The organism is Embleya sp. NPDC056575 (assembly GCF_042793325.1).
GTDB lineage: Bacteria > Actinomycetota > Actinomycetes > Streptomycetales > Streptomycetaceae > Embleya.
Map to the genome: position 1 here is coordinate 67,746 of NZ_JBHTVA010000036.1, position 20,905 is coordinate 88,650.

The 20,905-nt window shown below is 72.6% G+C and carries 19 protein-coding genes and 1 pseudogene; 10 read left to right on the top strand and 10 right to left on the bottom strand.

The genetic code is table 11. The features are described from left to right. Window positions 1-67: 67 nt before the first annotated feature. Complete coding sequence (locus ACFRCG_RS27065) at window positions 68-1,231, bottom strand: polyprenyl synthetase family protein (protein WP_380036079.1); 1,164 nt, start codon at window positions 1,229-1,231, stop codon at window positions 68-70. 238 nt (window positions 1,232-1,469) lie between these two features. Continuing rightward, complete coding sequence (locus ACFRCG_RS27070) at window positions 1,470-2,390, bottom strand: phosphotransferase family protein (RefSeq protein ID WP_380036082.1); 921 nt, start codon at window positions 2,388-2,390, stop codon at window positions 1,470-1,472. Between the two features lie 158 nt (window positions 2,391-2,548). Between ACFRCG_RS27070 and ACFRCG_RS27075 the strand changes: the two genes are divergently transcribed. Next, the gene (locus ACFRCG_RS27075) at window positions 2,549-3,193 is read left to right on the top strand and encodes a class I SAM-dependent methyltransferase (RefSeq protein WP_380036085.1); all 645 of its coding nucleotides are present in this window, start codon (window positions 2,549-2,551) and stop codon (window positions 3,191-3,193) included. Between the two features lie 39 nt (window positions 3,194-3,232). On the opposite strand, the gene ACFRCG_RS27080 is transcribed toward ACFRCG_RS27075, so the two are convergent. Beyond that, entirely contained in the window at window positions 3,233-3,844 is a 612-nt protein-coding gene (locus ACFRCG_RS27080; RefSeq protein WP_380036088.1) for a TetR/AcrR family transcriptional regulator, read from the bottom strand. A gap of 126 nt (window positions 3,845-3,970) precedes the next feature. On the opposite strand from ACFRCG_RS27080, the gene ACFRCG_RS27085 reads away from it, so the two are divergent. Then, a complete protein-coding gene (locus ACFRCG_RS27085) occupies window positions 3,971-5,551 on the top strand; it encodes an FAD-dependent oxidoreductase (protein WP_380036091.1) in 1,581 nt (526 codons plus the stop codon). Between the two features lie 80 nt (window positions 5,552-5,631). On the opposite strand, the gene ACFRCG_RS27090 is transcribed toward ACFRCG_RS27085, so the two are convergent. Beyond that, window positions 5,632-7,125 (bottom strand): MDR family MFS transporter, encoded by a 1,494-nt coding sequence (locus ACFRCG_RS27090; protein WP_380036094.1) that lies wholly within the window; start codon window positions 7,123-7,125, stop codon window positions 5,632-5,634. A 101-nt stretch (window positions 7,126-7,226) separates the two neighbouring features. Between ACFRCG_RS27090 and ACFRCG_RS27095 the strand changes: the two genes are divergently transcribed. Further along, on the top strand, window positions 7,227-7,832 hold the full coding sequence (locus tag ACFRCG_RS27095) for a TetR/AcrR family transcriptional regulator (RefSeq protein ID WP_380036097.1): 606 nt from the start codon (window positions 7,227-7,229) through the stop codon (window positions 7,830-7,832). A 57-nt stretch (window positions 7,833-7,889) separates the two neighbouring features. Here ACFRCG_RS27095 and ACFRCG_RS27100 read toward each other — a convergent pair. Further along, window positions 7,890-8,408 (bottom strand): annotated as a pseudogene (locus tag ACFRCG_RS27100) (TetR/AcrR family transcriptional regulator C-terminal domain-containing protein); the annotation flags it as partial. A gap of 172 nt (window positions 8,409-8,580) precedes the next feature. On the opposite strand from ACFRCG_RS27100, the gene ACFRCG_RS27105 reads away from it, so the two are divergent. Further along, window positions 8,581-9,321 carry an NAD(P)-dependent oxidoreductase gene (locus tag ACFRCG_RS27105; RefSeq protein ID WP_380036100.1) on the top strand — a complete coding sequence of 247 codons (741 nt, stop codon included), beginning with the start codon at window positions 8,581-8,583 and terminating at the stop codon, window positions 9,319-9,321. On the opposite strand, the gene ACFRCG_RS27110 is transcribed toward ACFRCG_RS27105, so the two are convergent. Next, window positions 9,295-10,656, bottom strand: coding sequence for a cytochrome P450 (locus ACFRCG_RS27110; protein WP_380036103.1), 1,362 nt, complete (start codon window positions 10,654-10,656; stop codon window positions 9,295-9,297). The genes ACFRCG_RS27105 and ACFRCG_RS27110 overlap by 27 nt on opposite strands. Window positions 10,657-10,903: 247 nt before the next feature. Here ACFRCG_RS27110 and ACFRCG_RS27115 point away from each other — a divergent pair, with 247 nt between their 5' ends. Then, window positions 10,904-12,370 carry a cytochrome P450 gene (locus ACFRCG_RS27115; protein WP_380036105.1) on the top strand — a complete coding sequence of 489 codons (1,467 nt, stop codon included), beginning with the start codon at window positions 10,904-10,906 and terminating at the stop codon, window positions 12,368-12,370. Between the two features lie 82 nt (window positions 12,371-12,452). Then, complete coding sequence (locus ACFRCG_RS27120) at window positions 12,453-13,367, top strand: hypothetical protein (RefSeq protein ID WP_380036108.1); 915 nt, start codon at window positions 12,453-12,455, stop codon at window positions 13,365-13,367. Between the two features lie 187 nt (window positions 13,368-13,554). On the opposite strand, the gene ACFRCG_RS27125 is transcribed toward ACFRCG_RS27120, so the two are convergent. Continuing rightward, window positions 13,555-14,157, bottom strand: a complete 603-nt coding sequence (locus ACFRCG_RS27125) for a hypothetical protein (protein ID WP_380036111.1) — start codon at window positions 14,155-14,157, stop codon at window positions 13,555-13,557. Window positions 14,158-14,484: 327 nt separating this feature from the next. Between ACFRCG_RS27125 and ACFRCG_RS27130 the strand changes: the two genes are divergently transcribed. The 3 genes from ACFRCG_RS27130 to ACFRCG_RS27140 all read left to right on the top strand — a co-directional run bounded on the left by ACFRCG_RS27130 (window position 14,485) and on the right by ACFRCG_RS27140 (window position 18,405). Further along, window positions 14,485-14,952, top strand: a complete 468-nt coding sequence (locus ACFRCG_RS27130; protein ID WP_380004088.1) for an Lrp/AsnC family transcriptional regulator — start codon at window positions 14,485-14,487, stop codon at window positions 14,950-14,952. Window positions 14,953-15,145: 193 nt separating this feature from the next. Continuing rightward, entirely contained in the window at window positions 15,146-16,501 is a 1,356-nt protein-coding gene (locus tag ACFRCG_RS27135; RefSeq protein WP_380036114.1) for a pyridoxal phosphate-dependent decarboxylase family protein, read from the top strand. Between the two features lie 113 nt (window positions 16,502-16,614). Then, complete coding sequence (locus tag ACFRCG_RS27140) at window positions 16,615-18,405, top strand: SpoIIE family protein phosphatase (protein WP_380036117.1); 1,791 nt, start codon at window positions 16,615-16,617, stop codon at window positions 18,403-18,405. Between the two features lie 32 nt (window positions 18,406-18,437). Here ACFRCG_RS27140 and ACFRCG_RS27145 read toward each other — a convergent pair whose 3' ends face one another. After that, entirely contained in the window at window positions 18,438-19,298 is an 861-nt protein-coding gene (locus tag ACFRCG_RS27145; RefSeq protein WP_380036120.1) for a hypothetical protein, read from the bottom strand. 129 nt (window positions 19,299-19,427) lie between these two features. On the opposite strand from ACFRCG_RS27145, the gene ACFRCG_RS27150 reads away from it, so the two are divergent. After that, window positions 19,428-19,619: a hypothetical protein gene (locus ACFRCG_RS27150; protein WP_380036123.1), complete on the top strand. Its 192-nt coding sequence runs from the start codon at window positions 19,428-19,430 to the stop codon at window positions 19,617-19,619. Window positions 19,620-19,700: 81 nt separating this feature from the next. Here the strand turns inward: ACFRCG_RS27150 and ACFRCG_RS27155 are convergent, their stop codons facing one another. Both ACFRCG_RS27155 and ACFRCG_RS27160 read right to left on the bottom strand, forming a co-directional pair. After that, window positions 19,701-19,898, bottom strand: a complete 198-nt coding sequence (locus tag ACFRCG_RS27155; RefSeq protein WP_380004093.1) for a hypothetical protein — start codon at window positions 19,896-19,898, stop codon at window positions 19,701-19,703. A gap of 85 nt (window positions 19,899-19,983) precedes the next feature. Beyond that, window positions 19,984-20,853, bottom strand: a complete 870-nt coding sequence (locus ACFRCG_RS27160) for an NAD(P)H-binding protein (RefSeq protein WP_380036126.1) — start codon at window positions 20,851-20,853, stop codon at window positions 19,984-19,986. Between the last annotated feature and the right edge of the window lie 52 nt (window positions 20,854-20,905).

Sequence of the window (20,905 nt, forward strand, 5' to 3'; positions counted from 1 at the left end):
CATGCCGGGGCCGACTTTCGGTGACGCGGCGACGCGAAGCGGACGCGCACGATGCGCGGGGACGGGGTCAGCCGTCGGTGGGCGGCGTCGGGTCGCGCCGGGACCAGCGGCGCAATACCTCCGTGTACGGGTTGACCGGAAGCCAGGAGATCGCGTCCCGGGCGCTTTGTTCGTAGCTTTCGGCGAGTGCCCGCGCGTCGGCCGCCGCGCCGGTCGCCTCGACCAGCGTGCGCATGCGGGTCAGCGCGATCTCCGGGTTGCGCTCGTGCAGCAGCGCGTGCCGGATCGCGGCGCGCTGGTCGAGGGTGCCGCGCTCGTGGGCGAGCAGTACCGGAAGGGTCGGCCGGTGGTTGCACACGTCGCTGTCGGCGGGCTTGCCCATCGCCGCGGCCGAGGCGTCGGCGTAGGGGAGCAGGTCGTCGCGGATCTGGAAGGCAAGGCCGACATGGCGCCCGAACGCGTTCAACGCCTCCACCGCCGCGTCGTCCCCGCCGCCCAGGATCGCCCCCACCCGGCACGACGTGGCCAGGAGTGCCCCGGTCTTGCCGCCCGCCATGGTGAGATAGTCCTCGACCGGGCAGTCCAGGTCCCCGGCGAAGCCCAACTCGTCGAACACGCCCTGGCACATCGCGTATCCGCCCTCGGCCTGGGCCGCCATGGCCCGTGCGATCCGCTCGGGCGACACCCCGTTGCGGGCACACTCGGCGAGGGTGCGGAACCAGGTGAAGTACAGGCCGCTGCCCGCGATGACGGCCCGCTCGGGGCCGTACGCCCGGTGTACCGCCGGCCGCCCGCGCCGCTCCTCGTCGGCGTCGATGATGTCGTCGTGGACCAGGCTCCCGGTGTGTACGCACTCCATGCCGACCGCGGCGGGCAACGCGTGCTCGACCTCGCCGCCCACCGCCAGCGCCGCGTACATCACCAGCGCGGGCCGCAGCAACTTCCCGGTGGGCAACAGCGCGTAGCGGTGCACCGCGTGCATCCCGTCCGCGTTGTTCGGCCAGCGTCGGGCGAACTCGGCCGCCAGCACGGTCGGTACGTCCACCACCGGGCGATCGGACAGCTCGTACGAGGTGGGTGCGGACGCGCCCGCCGTGCGTGCCCGTTGGCCCGGGCGACGTTTGTGCGCCGCCTGCGGTGACTGCGACTGCGCCGTGTGCGGATTCTGCGTTGCCTGCGTCGTCTGCGTTGCCCGCGTGGTCGAGGAAACCTGCGGTGTGGTCTCGGTCACGGCTTGCGAACCCCCTGTGTCGCCCCCGGGACGCCGCCTCGCGACGCCGAGGCGCGGTGCGGGCGACGCATGATGCGGACGCTCGACGGCGCCCGGATCAACCCAACAGACCTCGACCGGTCGCCGACAGTCGAGTGCGGAAGCATCACCGCGGCGTGCGTACACCCCGAACGGGGATCGTGTGCTTCCAGTCCCCACCATCGCGTGGTTTCGCGGCGGTCGCGGCTCGGCCGGGGCGTCAGCGATACGCGCCCAATCCGTCGGCCAACTCGGCACGGTCGCCGTCGCGGAGTGCGGACAGTGCCTGCTGCAACGCGAACGTGCCCCGGATCGCGGCGATTCGGGCCACGGTGGCGGCGTCGCGCCGGCCCATCCGGTCGAGGATGTCGGCGACGAGCGCGTCGCCGTGGGTGGCGGCGATCGCGGCCAGGTCCTCGGCGGGATCGCCGAGCGAGACCTCGTCCCAGTCCAGGACCCCGCTCAGCCGCGGCGTGCCGTCGACGGTCGTCCACAGCAGGTTGTCGCCGCCGAGGTCGCCGTGGACCAGGGCGGAGACCACGGGGGACAGGGCCTGTACGGCGGCGAGTTCGGCGTCGGCGCGGTTGCGGCCGGTCGGCGACATGAGGGGGTACAGCTCGGCGCGCACGTCGGTGGCGAAGACGATCCACGCGGTGCGCGGGGGAACTTCGGCGGAGGCGGACTCGGCGGTGGGCGCGGGTACTTCGGTCTTGTCGGTGGGAAATGCCGCCCGGACTTCGGGATTCGAGGCGGCTCGGGCCAGGGCGGTGAGCAGGGCCGCGTACCGCGCGGCGGCGCCGGAGGGCACGGCCGCGTCCGGGGCGAGCGGAACGCCCGGGAGCCGGTCCAGCAGCAGGTATCCCGGATCGTCGCCCGTGCCGAGCAGCCGCGGAGTGCGTACGCCGAGCGACAACCCGCCCAGCAGCCGGATCAGCGCGGCGCGCCGGGGCAGCCGCCGTTCGGCCGCCTCGGTGCGGGCGAAGCAGACCACCCGCGACGCGCCCATCACCACGTCGTGGAACTGGCCGTGACGCACCGTCAACGCGGCCGGGGGGTCGGTGGGCAACAGGCGGGCCAGCAGGGCCGCGTGTCGGGTCAGGATGCGGTCGGCGGGCGGGCCGCCGTGCTCGTCCTCGGTCACGATCGCCCCTTCGTAGGTGTGTCCCGGCCACCCGGATTATCGCGTCGCCGCGGGCCGAGCGGGCCACCGGGATGCCGCGTCCCACCAGCGGTGCCGAGCGCGCGATGGGTCGGTAAACCGGTTCGTGGGGTTCCGGCCGGCGTGGAATGCTGACGCGCATGTCCCATACGAGTGATCACGGTCGGGTACGGCGCAGCTACGACGTCGTGGCGCAGGAGTATCGAGAGCGAATCGGCGACGAACTCGCCCACAAGCCGCTGGATCGCGCGTTGTTGAGCGCGCTGATCGAGCAGAGCGATCCCGACGCGCCGATAGCGGACGTGGGTTGCGGCCCCGGGCACATCACCGGATGGCTCGCCGAGCGCGGTGTGCGGGCGGTCGGGATCGACCTTTCGCCGGCCATGGTGGCCATCGCCGGGCGCGAGCACCCGAAGGCGCGGTTCCGCGAGGGCGACTTCCTGCGTCTGCCCGCGTCCGACGGCGAGTTCGGCGCCGCGATCGCGTTCTATTCGATCATCCACCTCGACGCCGGTGAACTGCGGCCCGCCTTCGTAGAGTTGCACCGCGTGTTGCGTCCCGGGGCGCGGTTGCTCCTGGCGTTCCACCTGGGCGTCGAGGTGCGACACCTGGCGGAGTGGTGGGGGCGGGAGGTCGACGTGGACTTCCACTACCTCGAAATCGAGGCGGTGGTCGAGCAGTTGAGCGCGGCCGGCTTCACCCTGGAGGCACAGTTGGAGCGCTCGCACTATCCGCAGGAGGCCGAGACCCGGCGCGGGTATCTGCTGGCCCGGCGCACCGGGTAGCGATCGCGCTGCCGCTGGAGTACCCGTCGTCGGCCGGGGTCAGCCGGGCGTGATCCCGTGTTCGATCGTGTCGAACGCCTGGTCGAGTCGTTCGAGGTGCGCGGCGACGATCTCGGCCCGATCGTCCCCGGCGAGCCGGCGCCGGGCGGTGTCCACGGCGACCGTGCGGTAGGCGGCGACCATCAGGGCCGCGACCAGGTCCGCGTTGCCCGTGAAGCGCGGATCCTCGCGCAGGTCGTCCGCCAGCGCCGCCTCGACCTCGTGCTCGAATTCCCGCAGCCGCGCCAGGAGCGCGGGGGAGCCGGCGACCGTCCGCAGCACCGGCTCGACGCCGTCGCCGAGTCCGGTCAGGGCGCGTCGCTGCTCCGCGAGGGTGACGGCGAGGGTGCGGAAGGCCTGTACCGGCCCGACGCCCTCGGCACGCTCGCGGATCGCGGTGCGCAGGATGTCCATCGCGGCGGGAAGCCGGTCGAGCAGGAGGTCTTCCTTGCGCTCGAAGTGCGAGAACACCGTCACCTTCGAGACCCCGGCCGCGGTCGCGACCTGGGCGACCGTGACCTCGTCGAAGCCCCGCTCCAGGAACATCCGCGTCGCGACGTCCGCGATCCGGGCGCGTGTTTTCGCGCCGCCTCGGTCTCCTCGGTTCGGCATGCCCACCTCTCGTGCTACGTTTACCGGGTAAGGCTTACTCGGTAAGGTTACTGAGTCGATCTACCCGGTAAGTGTGCTGGGTAAGGCTACCGAGTCAGTCAACGGACTCAGTCTAAGGGGTGCACCATGCAGCGGAGCGATGTGATCGTCGTCGGCGCCGGGCCCACCGGGCTCCTGCTCGCCACCGAGCTGGCCGTCCAGGGCGTACGGGTGACCGTGCTCGAACGCCTCGCCGAGCCGGACTCGACCATCAAGTCCGGCTCGATCAACGTGGCCAGCGCCGAGATCCTCGACCGGCGCGGCCTGCTGCCGGCGGCCGAGGAGATCCAGCGCCGCCGGATGGCCGCCGCGGGGCGCTTCACCGCCGGCGGCGGCACCGCCGTCACCCGCGAGCTGGTCGGCGCGTTCGAGGACAGCGCCCCGCGCTTTCCGGTGATGGGCCACTTCGCGGGCATCATGTTCCGCAACGACCTGGTCGACCAGGCGGATCCGGTGCTGGCCTCGCACACGGCGGTGGCGGGCGGGATCGCGGTGCCGCAGTACGACCTGGAACTGCTGCTCGCCGAGCGCTGTGCCCGGCTGGGCGTCCTCGTCCACCGGGGTGTCACGGTTCGGGGCGTGCGCGGCGACGTACTCGGCGACGGCGACGGCGACGTCGTCGTCGACACGGACGCGGGCGAGTGGACCGCCGAGTGGGTCGTCGCGGCCGACGGCGGACGCAGTGCCATCCGCAAGCGGCTGGGCGTCGAATTCATCGGCACCGCACCGGAGTTGGTGGGCTACCAGGCCATCGCCGACTTCGACGCGACCGGTCTGGCACACGGATGGAACTGGACGCCCACCGGCGTCTACGCCTACGGCCCCATCGCCGGCCGCATCCTCGTCGCCCGCTTCGGCCCGCAGCCAACGGACCGCGACGCGCCCGTGACCCTGGCCGAACTCCAGGAGGCGGTGCGCGAGGTCACCGGGACTCACGTGACCCTGAAGGCGATACAGGGCCGCGCGACGCGCTGGTCGGACAATGCCCGCCGGGTCGAACGGTACCGCCACGGCCGGGTGTTCTTCGCCGGCGACGCCGCGCACGTGCACTCGCCGTTCAGCGCCCAGGGCCTGAACCTCGGCTTCGGCGACGCGGTGAACCTGGGCTGGAAGCTGGCCGCGACGATCCAGGGCTGGGCGCCGGCCGGACTGCTGGACACCTACCACGCGGAGCGCGCCCCGATCGCCGACTGGGTGCTCGACTGGACCCGGGCCCAGGTCGCCCTGATGCGCGGCGACGAGCGCACCCGGCAACTGCGCGGGGTCGTCGGCGAGGAACTGTTCGCCGTACCGGGCGCGACGAACCGGATGGTCGCCCTGTCCTCGGGCATCATGCAGCACTACGACGTCGCCGACGACGCGGACGCGCCCGTCGGGTCCATCGTGGGCGACGTCCCCCTGACATCGGGCCGCCGCCTGGCCGACTACGCGCACGACGGCCGCTTCGTCCTGATCGACCGCAGTGCCGACGGCCGCTTCGCGGACGCGGTCCGACTGCTCGACGACCGGATCGTGCACGTCGCCGACCCGAGCGCGGACCCGGATCGGCCGAGTCTGCTGGTACGTCCCGACGGCATCGTCATCTGGGCCGCGCACGAGGCGGACGAACCGGCCGCCGCCACACGACGATTCGCCACCGCCAGGCTCCGCTGGGCCGGCACCCACTGACCGGCGTCCTCGGGACCGCCCCGCGCCCGCTCCGAGTCCGAACCGGGCTCCGGACGGGCTCGTCGGTGGGGGCGGATCGCTCAGACCGCGGCGGACTCCCCGGCGGGCGCGGTGTGCCCCTCGGGCGAGGGCGGGTCGGTGGGGCGGCCGGGCAGGAACAGGCACAGGGGGATGGCGGCGGCGGTGAACGCGGTGGCCCACCGGAAGGCTTCGGCGAATCCCGAGGCCAGGGCGGTGGGCGTGTGGGCGTCGGCGGAGGCGCGCTGCAGGATCATCGCGAGCAGCGCGGTGCCCGCCGAGCCGCCGATCTGCTGGGCGAGGCGGCTGATGCCGGAGCCCTGGGGGATCTCCTCGGGCGCGAGTCCGATGTAGGCGGCGCCCAGGATCGTGGTCATCGCGCCACCGAGTCCGACGCCGCGCACGAACAGCACGGCCATCAGCACGATATTGCTCGTGGAGGCGGTGACGAAGGCGAACGGCACGGTGGCCGCGCAGGCGAGGGTGCACGCGACGACGGCGACGGGGCGCGCGCCGAAGCGGTCCATGTACCGCCCGGCGAGCGTGCGTGAGACGAGGGTGCCCACACCCTGCGGGATCAGGAGCAGCGCGGCGCCGAGCGCGTCCGCACCGCGCACCTGCTGCCAGTACAGCGGCAGCAGCAACATCGTGCCGTACAGCGACGCGCCGGACAGGAACACCAGCACCGACGACGAGGCCAGGGCGCGGTGGTGGAACAGTGTGATGTCGACCAGGGCGCGCGGTCCGCGCCGCAGTGCCCAGCCGAGGTAGCCGAGCAGGAGGGCGAGCCCGGTGGCGAGGGGCAGCCCTACCGTGGGGTCGGCCGGCCCCCGCGAGCCGCCGATCCGGGACAGGCCGTAGACGACGGCGGCGACGCCGGGCGAGAGCAGCAGCATGCCGACCACGTCGAGCCGGGGACGGGAAACGGGCCGGTCCCGCGGCAGGTCGCGGGCGGCGAGGTAGGCGCCGACGACGCAGAAGGGCACGTTGAACAGGAAGATCCACCGCCAGTCGCCCAGGTGCAGGATCACTCCGCCGAGCACCGGGCCGAGCACCGGCCCGAGCGCGGCCGGCACGGTGATCAAGGCCATGACCCGGCCGATGTTGCGGCCTTTGGCGGCCTGCATGATCAGCGTGGTCATCAGCACCATCATGATGCCGCCGCCGAAGCCCTGGACCACCCGGAAGGCGATCAGGCTCGGCGCGTTCCAGGCCGCGGCGCACAGCAGCGAGCCGGCCAGGAACACCCCCAGTGCCGCGATCCACAGGCGTTTGCCGCCCAGGGCCGCCTGGAGCCAGCCGACGGCCGGCATCACGGTGGCCAGGGCCAGCAGATAGGCGGTGCTCACCCACTGGACGGTGGACACCGAGGCGTGCATGCGTCCGGCGAGGTCGTCGATGGCGACACTCATGATCGTGGCGTCGAACATGACCGCGAGCGCGCCGATGATCAGGGTGAAGGTCAGGCGCCGCAGCGCGGGGTCGATGCGGTCGGGGTCCGCAGGGCCGGTGGGTGCTGCGGCGGCGGGTGGCGACTGAGCGCCCGAGGCGGTCATGGACGACTCCTTAAGAAAGGCTCTCTATCTTACGATCGCCAGAGTAGGGCGCCGCGATAAGATAGGCAACCTATCCAACGAGGAAGAACGGGAGGCCGCGGATGACCGAGCGGCGCCGCGGGGCGGCACTGGAGAAGGCGCTCCTGGACGCGGCCTGGGCGGAACTCACCCTCCACGGCTACGCCAAATTCACCATGGACGCCGTCGTCAAGCGGGCCGGCACCAGCCCGCCGGTGCTGTATCGCCGCTGGTCGGACCGCGACGAACTGGTCCGGGCCGCCATCGCGCACACCATGAAGGAGGCCCGCCTGGCCATCCCCGACACGGGAACCCTGCGCGAGGACGTACTGACCCTGATGCGCGAGATCAACGAGACCCGCTCCGAATTGGCCACGATCGTGATCGCACACCTGGCCGCCCACTACCAGGCGACCGGAATCCGCCCCGGCGACATCACCGACCCGCTCGTGAGCGGCCGCAAGGAGGCCGTCGACGTGCTCTTCGCCCGGGCCGTGGAACGCGGCGAGATCGACCCGGCCCGCCTCACCGAGCGGATCAAGTCCCTACCGTTCGACCTGCTGCGCCACGAATTCCTGACCACCTTCGCCGCCGCCCCCGACCGCGCCCTGGAGGAGATCGTCGACGAGATCTTCCTCCCCCTGCTGATCGGCGACGCCGACGGCCGGGCACGCGCCGGTGGGGTGTAGGGCGTCGAGGATCAGGGTCAGGCCGAAGGCGAATTCCTCGTTCGGGTCGTAGTCGGGGGTCCGGGCCAGTTCCGTGGCCAGTTCGGTCAGGTGCGGGTAGGTGTCGGCGGGCAGGGCATGCAGGAATTCGTCGGTGATCTCGGTCAGGTCCGCCGCGCCGGTGAACGGCAGGCTCAGTTCCTGGATGACGTAGCCGTAGACGTAGCTGTCGATCAGGGACACGGCGTGCGCGGTCATCGGGACGGACAAGCCCGCCGTGCGCAGCGCGCCGACGACGGCGTCGTGGTGGCGCAGCGTCGCGGGGCCCGGATGGGCGCGCGAGTCGAGCAGGGCCACAGCCCAGGGGTGGCGGCGCAGCGCCGCGCGGGCCGAGGCCGCCCGGTGGTGCATCGCCGTCTTCCAGTCGGCGCCGGGCGGCGGTAGCTCGATCTCGGCGAAGACCGCGTCCACCATGCCGTCCAGGACGTCCTCGCGGCCGGCGACGTGGTGGTAGAGGGACATCGCCTCCACGCCCAGGGGTTGGGCGATGGCCCGCATGGTGAGGGCGGCCGTGCCCTTCTCGTCGGCCACCGCCATCGCCGTGGCGATCACCCGCTCGCGGCTGAGCGGCGTGCGGGTCGACCGGTCGCGGCGGCGCCTGGCTGCCTCGCTCACGCACCCCTCCTTGTTCGTTGTCGTTGACCACCTTACGACATAAGGCTAACTTGCCTTACAAGATAAGGTCGGCATTTCGGGGAAGGGCTGCGCCATGGGTACGGAAGGCATGAGGAAGGTCTGCGTCGTCGGGGCCTCGGGCAGGCTCGGGCAGTACATGGTTCGGCAGTGCCTGGAGCGCGGCTACGAGGTGGTCGGCGTGTGCCGGGAGCAGAGTGTGCCGAAACTGGCCGCGTTCCAGGGCCGGATGACCGTCGTTCCCGGGCCCACGAACGACCCGGACGTGATTCGGCGGGCGGTCGACGGGTGCGACGGGGTGTTGACGGTGCTGGTGCCGTGGGGTGTGCGGCAGTACGCGTCCGGCACGGCGCGGGCGGTGCTCGACCACGCCCGACCGGGCGCGCGGCTGGTCTTCTCCTGCGGTTGGCACATCACGCGCGACGGCAAGGACCGATACTCGCGGCTGTTCACCCTGGGCGTGCGGATCGCCGCCGTGCTGGGCAGGCTCGTGCGGGCCGTGGAGATCGACGACCAGGTCGAGGCGTGCCGGCGGGTGTTCGACAGCGACACCCGGTGGACGGTGGTGCGCGGCAGCACCCTGAAGGAGGGGGACAGCGAGGGCCTGCCCGTGTGGAGCCGGCACGTGGGCGATCCGGTACTGGCCAGTGACCGCACCCGCCGGGTCGACTTCGCCCTGTTCATGGTGGCGGCGCTCACCGACGACGAACTCGTCCGAGAGGCCCCGGCGATCGTCGGCCGCCGCACCCCCAGCGCCCTCGCCCACACGGACGGCCGGGCGTCGGGTGGGTCAGACGGGTTGCGGAATCAACATTAGTCCCCTCGGGCCGGGGATGGGTTCGCGTACGGACGTGCGCACCCGTGCGTCCGGTTGCCGGGTCAGGCGCCACGAACTGCCCACCGCCACCAGCGTGGCCATCATCTCGGCGATGGCGAAGTTGTCGCCGACGCACTTGAACCGGCCGCCGCCGAACGGCACGAAGGAGTGCCGCGGCGGCTTCCAGCCGCTGTCGGGCAGCCAGCGCTCCGGGGAGAAGGTCTCCGGGCGGCGGCAGAAGCGCGGATCGGTGTGCAGGGAGTGCTGGCTGTACGCGGTATCGGTGCCGCTCGGCAGCATGACGTCGCCCAACTCCACCGCCGCCGTGGTGCGTTGGGTCACCAGCTGCACCGAGTGCAGGCGCATCGTCTCGTACATCACCGCCCGCGTGTACGGCAGCGCCTGCGGATCGGCCGCCGTCGCCACGGCGTCGCCCGCCGCGGCGGACTCGGCGCCTTTGGTGATCCCGGCGATCTCGGCGAGCATCCGTCGCTCCGCTCCCGGGCGCAGGGCCAGGTGATACCACGCCCAGGACAGCGTGGTCGGGACGTTCGCCACCCCGCCGATCAGCATGGCGATGACCTCGTCGCAGATCAGGTCGTCGGCCAACGGCCGTCCCGTGTCCGGGTCGCGGGCGGCGAGCAGGCACGCCACCACGTCGCCGGCGGCCTCCGGGGACCGCGCACGGCACGCCGCGACGGCCTCGCCCACCGACGCGCGCATCCGGGCCATGGCCTCGTCGCCGCGCCGGACATACGGCAGCGGCAGCCGATCCACCACCTTCGGCAACATCGGCCGCTCCACGGCCGCCCGCTCGATCACCGGCAACACCCGGTGCAACTGGGCCAGGACGCCGTCGGGCATACGGTTGGAGAACAGGGTCTCGGCCGTCACGGCCACCGAGAGGCCCTTCATCGCCTCCAGGACGTCCACCGGCCGACCCGGCTGCCAGTGGGCGCACAACTCCCGCGTGCGCCGATGGATCGAGACCAGGTGGCGCTCGATGTGCGCCGGGGTGAACGCCTTCTGGATGACCCGGCGTTGGCGGTGGTACAGCTCCCCATCGGAGGTGATCACGCCGTGCCCCAGGAGCGGGATCATCCGTTCGAACTGTTTGCCGCGGCCGAAACTGCGGCCCTTGGACGACTGCACCTGATGGACCAGAACCGGGTCGGTCACCACGTACACCGGCGCGGTGCCCAGTCTGATCCGCACCAACGGCCCCACCCGGGGCAGGGATTCGAGGAAGCGCAGCCGCTGACCGGCCAGGCGGTGGAGGTGTCCTACGCCGGGCAGAGCGCCCGGTGCGGTGGGTACGTCCTCGATGGAATGCACACGCCATCCCTTCACGTCGGACCAGGCTGCCGGTGACCCCCACCACTGTGCCGAGGTGATCGCCGGTTCGGCAGGGTGCACCCGACCGGCCTTCTCGCGCCGTGCATTCGCTACCTCGCACGCCCTTACCGGCCGTGCCGGGCGAACGCTAAGCATGAACCGGCGCGTACGCGGATCGCTCCCGAACCCCCGCGCACACCGCCGCCCTCGCCTGCCCCGACACCCGGCAATCACCAAGGAGGGCCACATGACCACCCTCACCCCACCCGGCGTCCCGCCCATGGCCGGCGGAGTGCTCCCGATCCTCGGACACACCCTGCCCATGTGGCGCGACCCGATGGCGTTCCTGCTGGAGCAGCACGCCGTCGCCCCGGTCGTACGGGTGCGGCTCGGCCCGAAGGTCGCCTACCTCGTCACCCGGCCCGACCTGGTCCGCAAGGTGCTGGTCACCGAGCAGCACCGGTTCGACAAGGGCGGCCCCTTCGTCGACACCGCCCGCACCCTGATCGGCGACGGCCTCGGCACGTGCTCCGCCGCCGACCACCGCTACCAGCGGCCGCTGATGAACCAGGCGTTTCGCCAACCGAGCATCGTCTCCTACACCCACGCCATGACCGAATGTGTGCAGGACGTGCTCGACGGGTGGCAACCGGGCCAAGTCGTCGACGTATGCCGGGAGATGCGCCTGCTCGCGTGCCGGGCGCTGACCCGCACGCTGTTCTCCGATCCGGCCCAGGCGCATCTGACCACCCGGATCGAAGCGGCGTACACCGTCCTGATGCCCGGCATGTGGTGGCAGATGGTGATCCCCGTCGCCCTCGTCCACAAGGCGCCGATCCCGGCCAACCGCCGCTTCGAAAAGTCCCGGATCCAGGCCCGTTCGCTGATCAAGCGTATGGTCGAGGCGTACCGCGTGCGCGGCGCCGACCCGGCCGACGGCCTGTCCACGATCATGGCCGCCGAGGACGAACGCGGTCGCGCGTTCACCGACGACGAGGTGTGCGACCAGATCGCCACCTTGATGATCGGCGGAATCCCGGCCACCGCCGACCTGTTGGCCTGGACCTTCGGCGTCCTGGCGCACAACGGCCCCTTGGAGCAGAGCCTGCACGAGGAGGTGGACACCGTACTGGCCGGCCGCACGCCCGGCTACGCCGACATCCCGCGCCTGCCCCTGCTGGGCCGGGTGCTGACCGAAACGCTGCGCCTGTACCCGTCGGTGTCGGTGCTCAGCCGCCGGGTCACCGACTACATCACCCTCGACGGCACGCAACTGGTCCCGGGCGACGAGGTGATGTTCAGTCCCTACTGCCTGCACCGGGACGCGAGAGTGTTCCCCGACCCCGAACGCTTCGACCCGGACCGCTGGTTGCCGGGCGCGGTGACCCAGGCCCAGCGCGAGGCGTTCATCCCGTTCGGATCCGGCACCCGCAAGTGCATCGGCGACTCCTACGGCATCACCGAGGCCACCCTGGCCGCCGCGGGCATCATGTCCCGGGTCTCGCTGGCCCGGATACCCGGCGCCCCGACGCCGAGGCCCCTGCTGCGCATGACGCTCTCCCCGGTTCCCCTGGAGTTGACGGTGGAGCCACGCGGTACGTGGACCCAGGCACCCGAGGAGGCGGCCGATGCACCGACCGACGAATCCGCGACGCTCCGCCGCCCCGTCCACCCCGCCGCCGGCGCCGACGCCACATCCCCCGACGGCGACTGACCCGGCGCACCCGGCGGCCCGGCTCACCGCGCCGCACCTGTGGTGCCCGATCGAGCCCGCCCGCCACCCCGACGAGCGCGAGGTGAACGAGCGTACGGTGGCGTGGATGCGCCGGTTCGGCTACATCACCACACGTGGCGAGGAAGTCGCGGCGCGCGCCGCGCAGTTCGGCGAGCTGGGGGCGCTGACCTATCCGCACGGCGACCCGGAAGGGGCGGTGCTGGCCGCACAGTTGATGGTGTGGCTCTTCCTCCAGGACGACCGCTTTTCCGAACTGGCGCCCGCACAGGGCCGGATCGAGGACCTGGCCGAGCACATCCTGTGGTCCCAGCGCGTCCTGCACGGCCGGACCAGAGCGGTGCCCGAGCCGTATCTGGAAGCCCTGATCGACCTGCGCACCAGGGTCGCCCGCATGGCCGTGGACGCGGAACAGGTGGAGCGCTTCGCCGACGGCTTCAACCGCTACCTGGGCGCGGTGGCGGCGGAGGCGATCTATCGGGCCCGCGGCATCACCCCCAGCCTGGGGCAGTACGTGCGACTGCGCGAGTCCACGATCCTGATGCGCGGCATGTGCTTCGTCGTCATCGAACTGGCCGACGACTGCTACCTGCCGGGCCCGATCTGGGCCGGCCGCGAGGTCCGGCGCTGCGAACAGGCCGCCGCCCGGGCCATCGCGTACACCCACGACATCCTCTCCGGGATGCGCGAGTTGTACTGGCCCGGCCACACCAACCTGATCACCGTGCTCGCCCACCACTTCCACTGCCCCCTCGACGAGGCACTGCGCAGGGCGGTGTACATGTACGAGGACCAGATGCGCCGCTTCGAGCGACTGGCCCGCCCCCTCCTGGAGTCGGGCGACGCCCGCCTGGCGCGATACGTGCGCGGCATGGGCGCGTGGATCCGCGGCAACCTCGACTGGTCCATGAACTGCGGCCGGTACCATGTCACTTCCCCGCAACCACCGGACAACCTGCCCTCGCTCTTCGGCGCCTGACCCCGCTTCGCGGGCCCGCCGACGCCGATGTCGGAGCGATCGGCCATCATGTGAGGCGGCCGTAGTCTGCGACCGGTCGAGCCCGCCGCAGGGAGGCGGGCAGGCGGCCCGGTCCCACACCGAAGACCGGGCCGTCCGGCGGTCGCACGCGGGTCGAACCGAGCGCCGGGGGTCACCCGTTCGCGCCTCAGGCCACCAGTACGCGCTCGGCTCGGAGCAGGGCGGCCAGTTCGACGCAGCGGCGGGTCTGGATTCGGGCCAGGTCGAGGGACAGCAGGGTCGGGTCGTCCGTGGCGGACGCGCCGGCGGTGCGTTCGGTGAGGGTGGCCACCGACCCGCGCGGGTGGTGGCCGTCGTCCGTCGGGGACTGGGGGCGGATGATCGCGAAGCCGCGCATCAGGCCGCCGTGGCGGGTGTCGGGCGCCGGCGAGGTGACGAAGACGCCGAAGACCTGCTCGCAGGATCGCCGCTGCCAGGAGTCGCGCATGTCCCGGGCGGCCGCGTCGTTCGCCGACGCGGCCGCCGAGCGGGTGAGGCGGTGCAGCAGGGCGACGACGTCGCCATCGCGCGCCGGTGCGCCCAGGATCACCACGTCGGGCCAGGTCAGGTCGCCCACCGTGGCGAGCGGGTCGGCCTTGGTCCCGTCCCGTGGCGCGGCCGGTTCGGCCTCGGGCAGTCTGCGCAGCCGGACGTCGGCACCGGTGTTCCAGGCGACCGCGGCGACCGCGTCGGCCAGTGCGCGTACGCACGTGTCGGTGTCGTGGTAGATCACGGTGACCTTGATGCTCATGTCGTCTCCCCGTAGCGGATGTCCGGAAAAGCCGGTGCCTTCCCGAATGCCGGTCAGTTCATGATCAACCGGCACTCGTACGTCGTGCCGGCCACTTCACGCTAGGCGCGGGCACACCGTCGTGCTGATGGCCGTTCACGCCACGAAGCGGACTCCCCACGCCACCCCCGGGCCCGCCGGCCGCCGACCGCCGGCGCCGCCGCTCGGGTGCGGCGAGCGGCTATCGCGAACGAATCGGATCCGGGCACCCACGTGGGCTACCGTCACTGTGCCCGGCCCACCGGACCCCCGACCCCGCCCCGCCGACCGCACCGAGGAGAGCCACCGATGGCGTTGGACCCGCTGGACAGCCGGATCATCACCGCGCTGATCGAGGACGCGCGTTCGACCTACGCCGAGATCGGCACCCGGGTCGGCCTGTCCGCGTCCGCGGTCAAGCGCCGGGTGGACCGCCTCCTCGCCACCGGCGTGATCACCGGCTTCTCCGCGTCGGTCGAACCCGCCGCGCTCGGCTGGACCACCGAGGCCTTCGTCGAGCTGTACTGCGTGGGGCGTACCTCGCCCAGCGAGATCGGGCGCGCGCTGGCCAAGTTCCCCGAGGTGGTCTCGGCCAGCACCGTCACCGGCGACGCGGACGCGGTGATCCACCTGCTCGCGGCCGACGTACAACACTTCGAGCAGGTCCTGGAGCGGATCGCCGCGGAGCCCTTCGTGGTGCGCTCGAAGAGCTGTGTCGTGCTTTCCCGGCTGGTCAGGCGCAATGGAACAACGTGGCAGGGAGTGGAGACGCAATAGATCGCCACGAACGCGCATGATCACGCTCTTGGCCGGATCGCACACCCGTACGTAGGGTTTGAGCTGCCGGTGCACACTCCCGGCGCCCCGAATTCCGTCGTCGCGTCCCCGCCGCCCCCGGGCGGGGACGCCGCGCGACCGCGCCGAGAGAATGCCGAGCACCGCCATGCCGACGCCGAGCACCCCCACGCCCATGTCCATGCACCGGTACGACCCCGCGCTCGCCGACCTGGTCTTCGACTACATGCGCGAACGGCTCGCCCTGGACCCGGTCCCGCTCGACCACCCCGGCCGCAAGGACAAGCTCGACCGCGCGCTCGACGGCCTGATCGGCGCGCGGGGCAACGACCCCGGCGAGGTGCTGGCGATCTACGCCGACCGGCTCGCCCCGGCGGTCATCTCCTGCGACAGCCCGCGCTTCCTCTCCTTCATCCCGGCCGCGCCGACCAAGGCCGCGCTGCTGTTCGACATGGTCGTCTCGTGCGCGTCCCTCCAGGGCATCTCGTGGCTGGAGGCGGCCGGCGCGGTGGCCGCGGAGAACCAGGTGTTGCGGCTGATCGCCGACCTGGCCGGGCTGCCCGCGAGCGCCGGCGGCTGCTTCGTCAGCGGCGGCTCGGCGGGCAACCTGTCCGCGCTCGTGGTGGCCCGGGACATGGGCCGGCGGCGGACCGGGACCGGCGCGCGGGACCGGCTGCGGATCGCGGTCAGCGACCAGGCGCACTCCTCGATCGGCAACACGCTGCGCATCATCGGCATGGACGCGCTCGTGGTGAAGACCACCGACCACCGCCTCACCGGCGAGGCGTTGCGCGCCGCGCTGGCCGCCGACCCCGAGGCGCACGACGTGGTCGGCGTGGTGGCCACCGCCGGCACCACCAACGCGGGCATCATCGACGACCTGGCCGGGATCGGCGCGGTGGCCCGCGAGCGCGACCTGTGGTTCCACGTGGACGGCGCGTACGGCGGCGCCGGGCTGCTCGCGCCGAGCGTGCGGGCCCGCTACGACGGGATCGAACTCGCCGACTCGTTCGTCGTCGACCCGCACAAGTGGCTGTTCGCGCCGTTCGACTGCGCGGCGCTGATCTACCGCGACCCGGGCCCGGCGCGCGGCGTGCACACCCAGGACGCGTCCTACCTCGACGTCCTGCACACCGACGCGCCCGAGGAGTGGAACCCGACCGACTACGCGTACCACCTCACCCGGCGCGCCCGCGGCCTGCCGCTGTGGTTCTCCCTCGCGGTGCATGGCACCGACGCGTACACCGAGGCCATCGAGACCGCGCTGACCCTGGCCCGGGACACCGCCGAGCTGATCCGGGCCACCCCCGGTCTGGAGCTGATCCGCGACCCGGAGCTGTCCGCGGTGCTGTTCCGGCGCACCGGTTGGGGCCCCGACGACTACCTCGACTGGTCCCGCCGCCTGCTGGCCGGCCAGGTCGGTTTCGTCACCCCGACAGGTTGGGAGGGGGAGACCGTGGCCCGCTTCGCGTTCCTGCACCCGGGCACCACGATGGCGATGGTCGAGGAGATCCTGGCCACGATGAGGTAACGCAGTGCGGCCTGCCGCTCGCGCGTTCGGGTCGCCGTGGCCCAGACTGGAAGCCGATGGGACGGCTTCGGGGGCCGGGCGCCCGATCGGCCTCGGGGCCGGAGAGGACAGGCGTGGCGCTGGACGAGTACGCGGACCCGCCGATGATGCCGGAGGTCGACGCCGTGACCGGCGCGGTGGCACGACTGGTGGGTACACACGCGGGGGATGTGCGCGATGTCGGCGCCTACGCGGTGTTGCAGGGCCTGCTCGACGGCACGCCGGCGGCGGTGGGGGTGATGAGCCCGACCATGCGCTACCTCTATGTCAATCCCGCGCTGGCCCGGATGAACGGGCTGCCGGCCGAGGTGCACCTGGGCCGCACCATCGGCGAGGTGCTGCCCGACCTGGACGCGAAGGAGGACGTGCTCCGGGCGGTGCTGCGCGACGGCGTGCCGCGCGAGGCCACCTCCTCCGGGACCACGCACGCGGGCCCGCCCGGCCGCCGCTGGTGGCACGGCGCCTACCACCGCCTGGAGCACGAGGGCGAGGTGGTGGGCCTTGCGGCCGTGCTCCTGGAGGTGTCCGAGTCCCGGCGCACCCAGCTGGAGCTGGACGCGGCCCGGCGCCGGCTCGCGGTCCTGGACGCCGCCGCCACCCGGGTCGGCACCACCCTCGATCTGGTCGAGACCTGCGAGGAGTTGGCCGAGCTGTTCGTCGCCGAGCTGAGCGATGTGGCCACGGTGGACGTGTTCGCCGTCGAGGGCGCCAACGGCACCCCGCACCAGCCGCCGGCCCTGGTCCGGATGTGGCGCGCCGCGCTCTCGCACCGGCCCGGCATGGCCGAACAGGCCGCGATTTTGCGCCAACCCGGCGAGAACGTGGACTATCAGCAGGGCTCGATGGTGCCGCGCGCGCTCAGCGAACGCAGCCCCGTGGTGGTCAACCGGGCGGCCGACGAGGAGATGGCCCGGCAGGTGTCCAGCCCCGACCGGCTCGCCGTGTTCCGCTCGGTGGGCCTGCACTCGGTGGTGGCGCTGCCGCTGGTCGCCCGGGGCAGTGCGATCGGCATGGTCACCATGTCCCGGCACGGCGCGGCCGACGAGTTCTCCCCCGAGGACGTGATCCTGGCCCGCGACCTGGCCCGGCGCGGGGCGATCAGCGTGGACAACGCCCGCCGCTACGCGCACGAGCACGACATCGCGCTGGCCCTGCAACACGCGCTGCTCGCCGCGCCCGACGCGCCGCACCCGGACATCGAGCTGGCCTCGCGCTACCGGCCCGCGGGCAGCAGCGTCGAGGTGGGCGGCGACTGGTACGACGCGGTCGCGCTGAGCGGGGGCCGCACGCTGCTCGCGGTCGGCGACGTGATGGGACACGGGGTGCAGGCCGCCGTGGAGATGAGCCAGTTCCGGGCGCTGCTGCGGGTACAGGCCCGCTCCGACCTGGAGCCGCACGAGATCCTGGCCGCGGTGGACCGCACCAGCACCAAGGCGGGCATCGAACGGGTCGCCAGCTGCCTGCTGGTCCTGGTCGACCCGGCGACGGACACGGTCACCTTCGCCAGCGCCGGCCACCTGCCGCCGCTCCTGGTCGGCCCGGGCGACGCGGCCGAACTGGTCGACGTGCCGGTCGGACCGCCGCTGGGCACCGGCTTCGGCGGCTACGGCTCGGTACGGCGCCGCAGCGATCCCGACCGGGTCCTGGTGATGTACACCGACGGTCTGGTCGAGCGCCGGGGCGAGGACATCGGCGAGTCGTTGCAGCGACTGACCCGGGTGGGACTGACCGCCGAGACCCCGCTGGTGCGGCTGGTGGACACGGTGATCGCCCGGATGATCACCGACAAGCCGGAGGACGACATCGCGGTCCTGGCCGCCCGAAGACGCCCGACGGCCCCCGGCGGATCGGCCTCGGGCCGCTGACCTCGACGGGCGCAACCGGTGTGTGCCGGGCGTCAGTTCGGGTCGGCGGCCGGGCGGGTCCAGCTGTGCCGGGTGCCGGTCACCGTGATCCGGCGTCGGGGTTCCCGGGGCGGCGCGGGGGTGGGCGGGGTCGGCATCAGGGCGCCCGCGATGGTGTCCTCGAAGCGGCGGCGGATCGGGCCCCAGCGGGCGTCGTGGCGCGCGGCCCGGGCCCGGGCGCGGCGCAACTTCCGCGGGCGGTCGCGGTAGCGCCGCGTTGCCCACGGCGAGCCGGGGCGGGCCAGCCGGATCGCCGCGACGATGTTGACGATCGGAACGAACACGCCGATCACGCCGGTACCGATCTTGCCCTTGGCGAAGGTGATCGCGGCCATGGCGATGTCCAGGAGCAGCACGACCAGCCATGCCACCCGATCGCCGACACTGTTGCCCTCGGGTCTCGCGTCGAAGGGCACGAATCCGCTCGCCGCCAGGCCGACCGCGGCGATCGTCAGCACGGTGGCCTCGATCGAGATCCGGCCCTGCTCGGACCAGTACACGTCGGCCAGGTGCACGATCATCCCGAACTCGTCCAGGACCAGCCCCGCGCCGATTCCGAGCAGCACTCCCGCGACCGCGCGGCCGACCAGGTATTCGCCGGTCCCGACGCCGACGAAGCCGCCGATCAGGGCGAGCACGATGCCCGGGACCACGTGGTGGATGTGCACCCCGCCGCTGTCGACGTTGTGGAACGGGCCGCGCCCGGCCCGGATCAGACGGGTGATGGTGCGCGTGATCAGGAAGGTGAGCAGCAGCGACGCGAACGCCAGCGCCATCGGCAGCCGGCCCTCGCGGATCATGGTGTCCTGCCACCATCCGGCCAGTTGCGGGTGGGTGGTGTGCGCCGCCGGCATCGGCCCTCCTCCTCCGTGTCGGTGCTCCGGTTCCCCTTCGGGAACGGGCTACCGACGCCGATCAGGTGAACCGGGGGCCGCCGGCGCGCGGCGCGGTGACCAAGCGGGCGGGCCCTCGTTGGGCGGGACATGATCAAGCGCATCACCGCCGCCGCTCTGGCCGGCACCGCCCTCGTCGCGACCTTCGGCGCCTCCGCCGCCTTTGCGCAGGAGCCGACCCCGAACACCGGCCGGGTCGCCGGGGTGCCCAGTTCGGTCTATCCCGACGGCCTCAACAACTTGAACCACGTCAACCAGCTCGCGGGCACGCTGGCGCTGTAGGCGCGTCGTCCGCGTCACGGGCGGGCGTGGTGTTCCGGTCCGGCCCCGAGCGGGGACACCACGCCTTCGGACGCGACGGGCTCACTCGTCGTCCAGGGCGCGGCGCAGTTCCTCGCTCTCGCGGTTGGCGGCGGCGAGGTCGTCCATCATCCGCCGGGTGCCCTCGGCCACGCCCGCGTCCCAGATGCGGCGTACGAGAGCGTTCGCGCGATCCTGGGGCAGATCGGTCTCGCGCATCAGTAGCTCGGTCAGCTCGATGATCGGGTGTTTGGGGTGCATAGCCCCAGCAGACCCGTCCGGCCGGCGCCCCGCACCCGGGCACGGCCGGTCGGGGGAGCGACCCGATGCGGGGGCCGGAGGGGGTTCAGGGCTTGAGGTGGCTCCAGGACTGCGGGTGGGTGGTCAGCCAGCCGGCCAGGTTCTGCGCCGGGTGGCCGGTGAGCATCGGCACCGCGGTGGAGACCTTGCTCATCTCGCCGGTCGCGATCGCCTCGTAGGAGCTGACCCAGCCGGCCATCTCCCACGCCGGCGCGTTGTAGCGGGCGCGTGAGGCGTACGCCTGGTCGCGGGTCTCGGGCTCGTAGCCGATCGGCCGGCCGGCGAAGCGGGTGAGCACCGCCGCGGCCTCGGTCAAGGTGATCGCCTCGGGGCCGGTGAGGTCGTAGGTGAGGTCGTCGTGCGCGTCGCCGCCGAGCAGGACCGCCGCCGCGGCGTCCGCGATGTCGGCGTGCGCCACCGCCGAGACCCGACCGTCGCCGGCCGGGCCGCGGATGATCCCGTCGGGGCCGACCATGGCGGGCAGCCCGGCCAGGTACAGGCTGTCGCGCAGGAAGGTGTGCCGCAGTCCCGAGTCGCGGATGTGCTGCTCGGTGTGCCAGTGGTCGCGGGCGAAGGTGAAGGTGGCGTCGGGGGCGGCGCTCAGGAAGGACACGTAGACGATGCGGTGGACCCCGGCGGCGACCGCGGCGTCCACGACCGAGATGTGCTCGCGGACCCGATCGGCGCTCTCCCGGGCGGAGACCAGGAACAGTACGCTCGCGCCGTCCAGCGCCCGGCGCATCGCCTCGCCGTCGGCGTAGGTCGCCGGCGGCGCCGGGGTCGCGCCGCCGAGTTCGGGCAGTCGGGACGGATCGCGACCCACCAATCGTTGCGTCGCGCCGGCCTCGGCGAGCCGCCGGGCGACCCGGCCGCCGATCTGCCCGCTCGCTCCGGTGACCGCGATGACTGGTGCCATGACTGCGTCCTTTCCCGACTCGCGCGATCGGGCCCGGCCCGGCCGCTCGGCC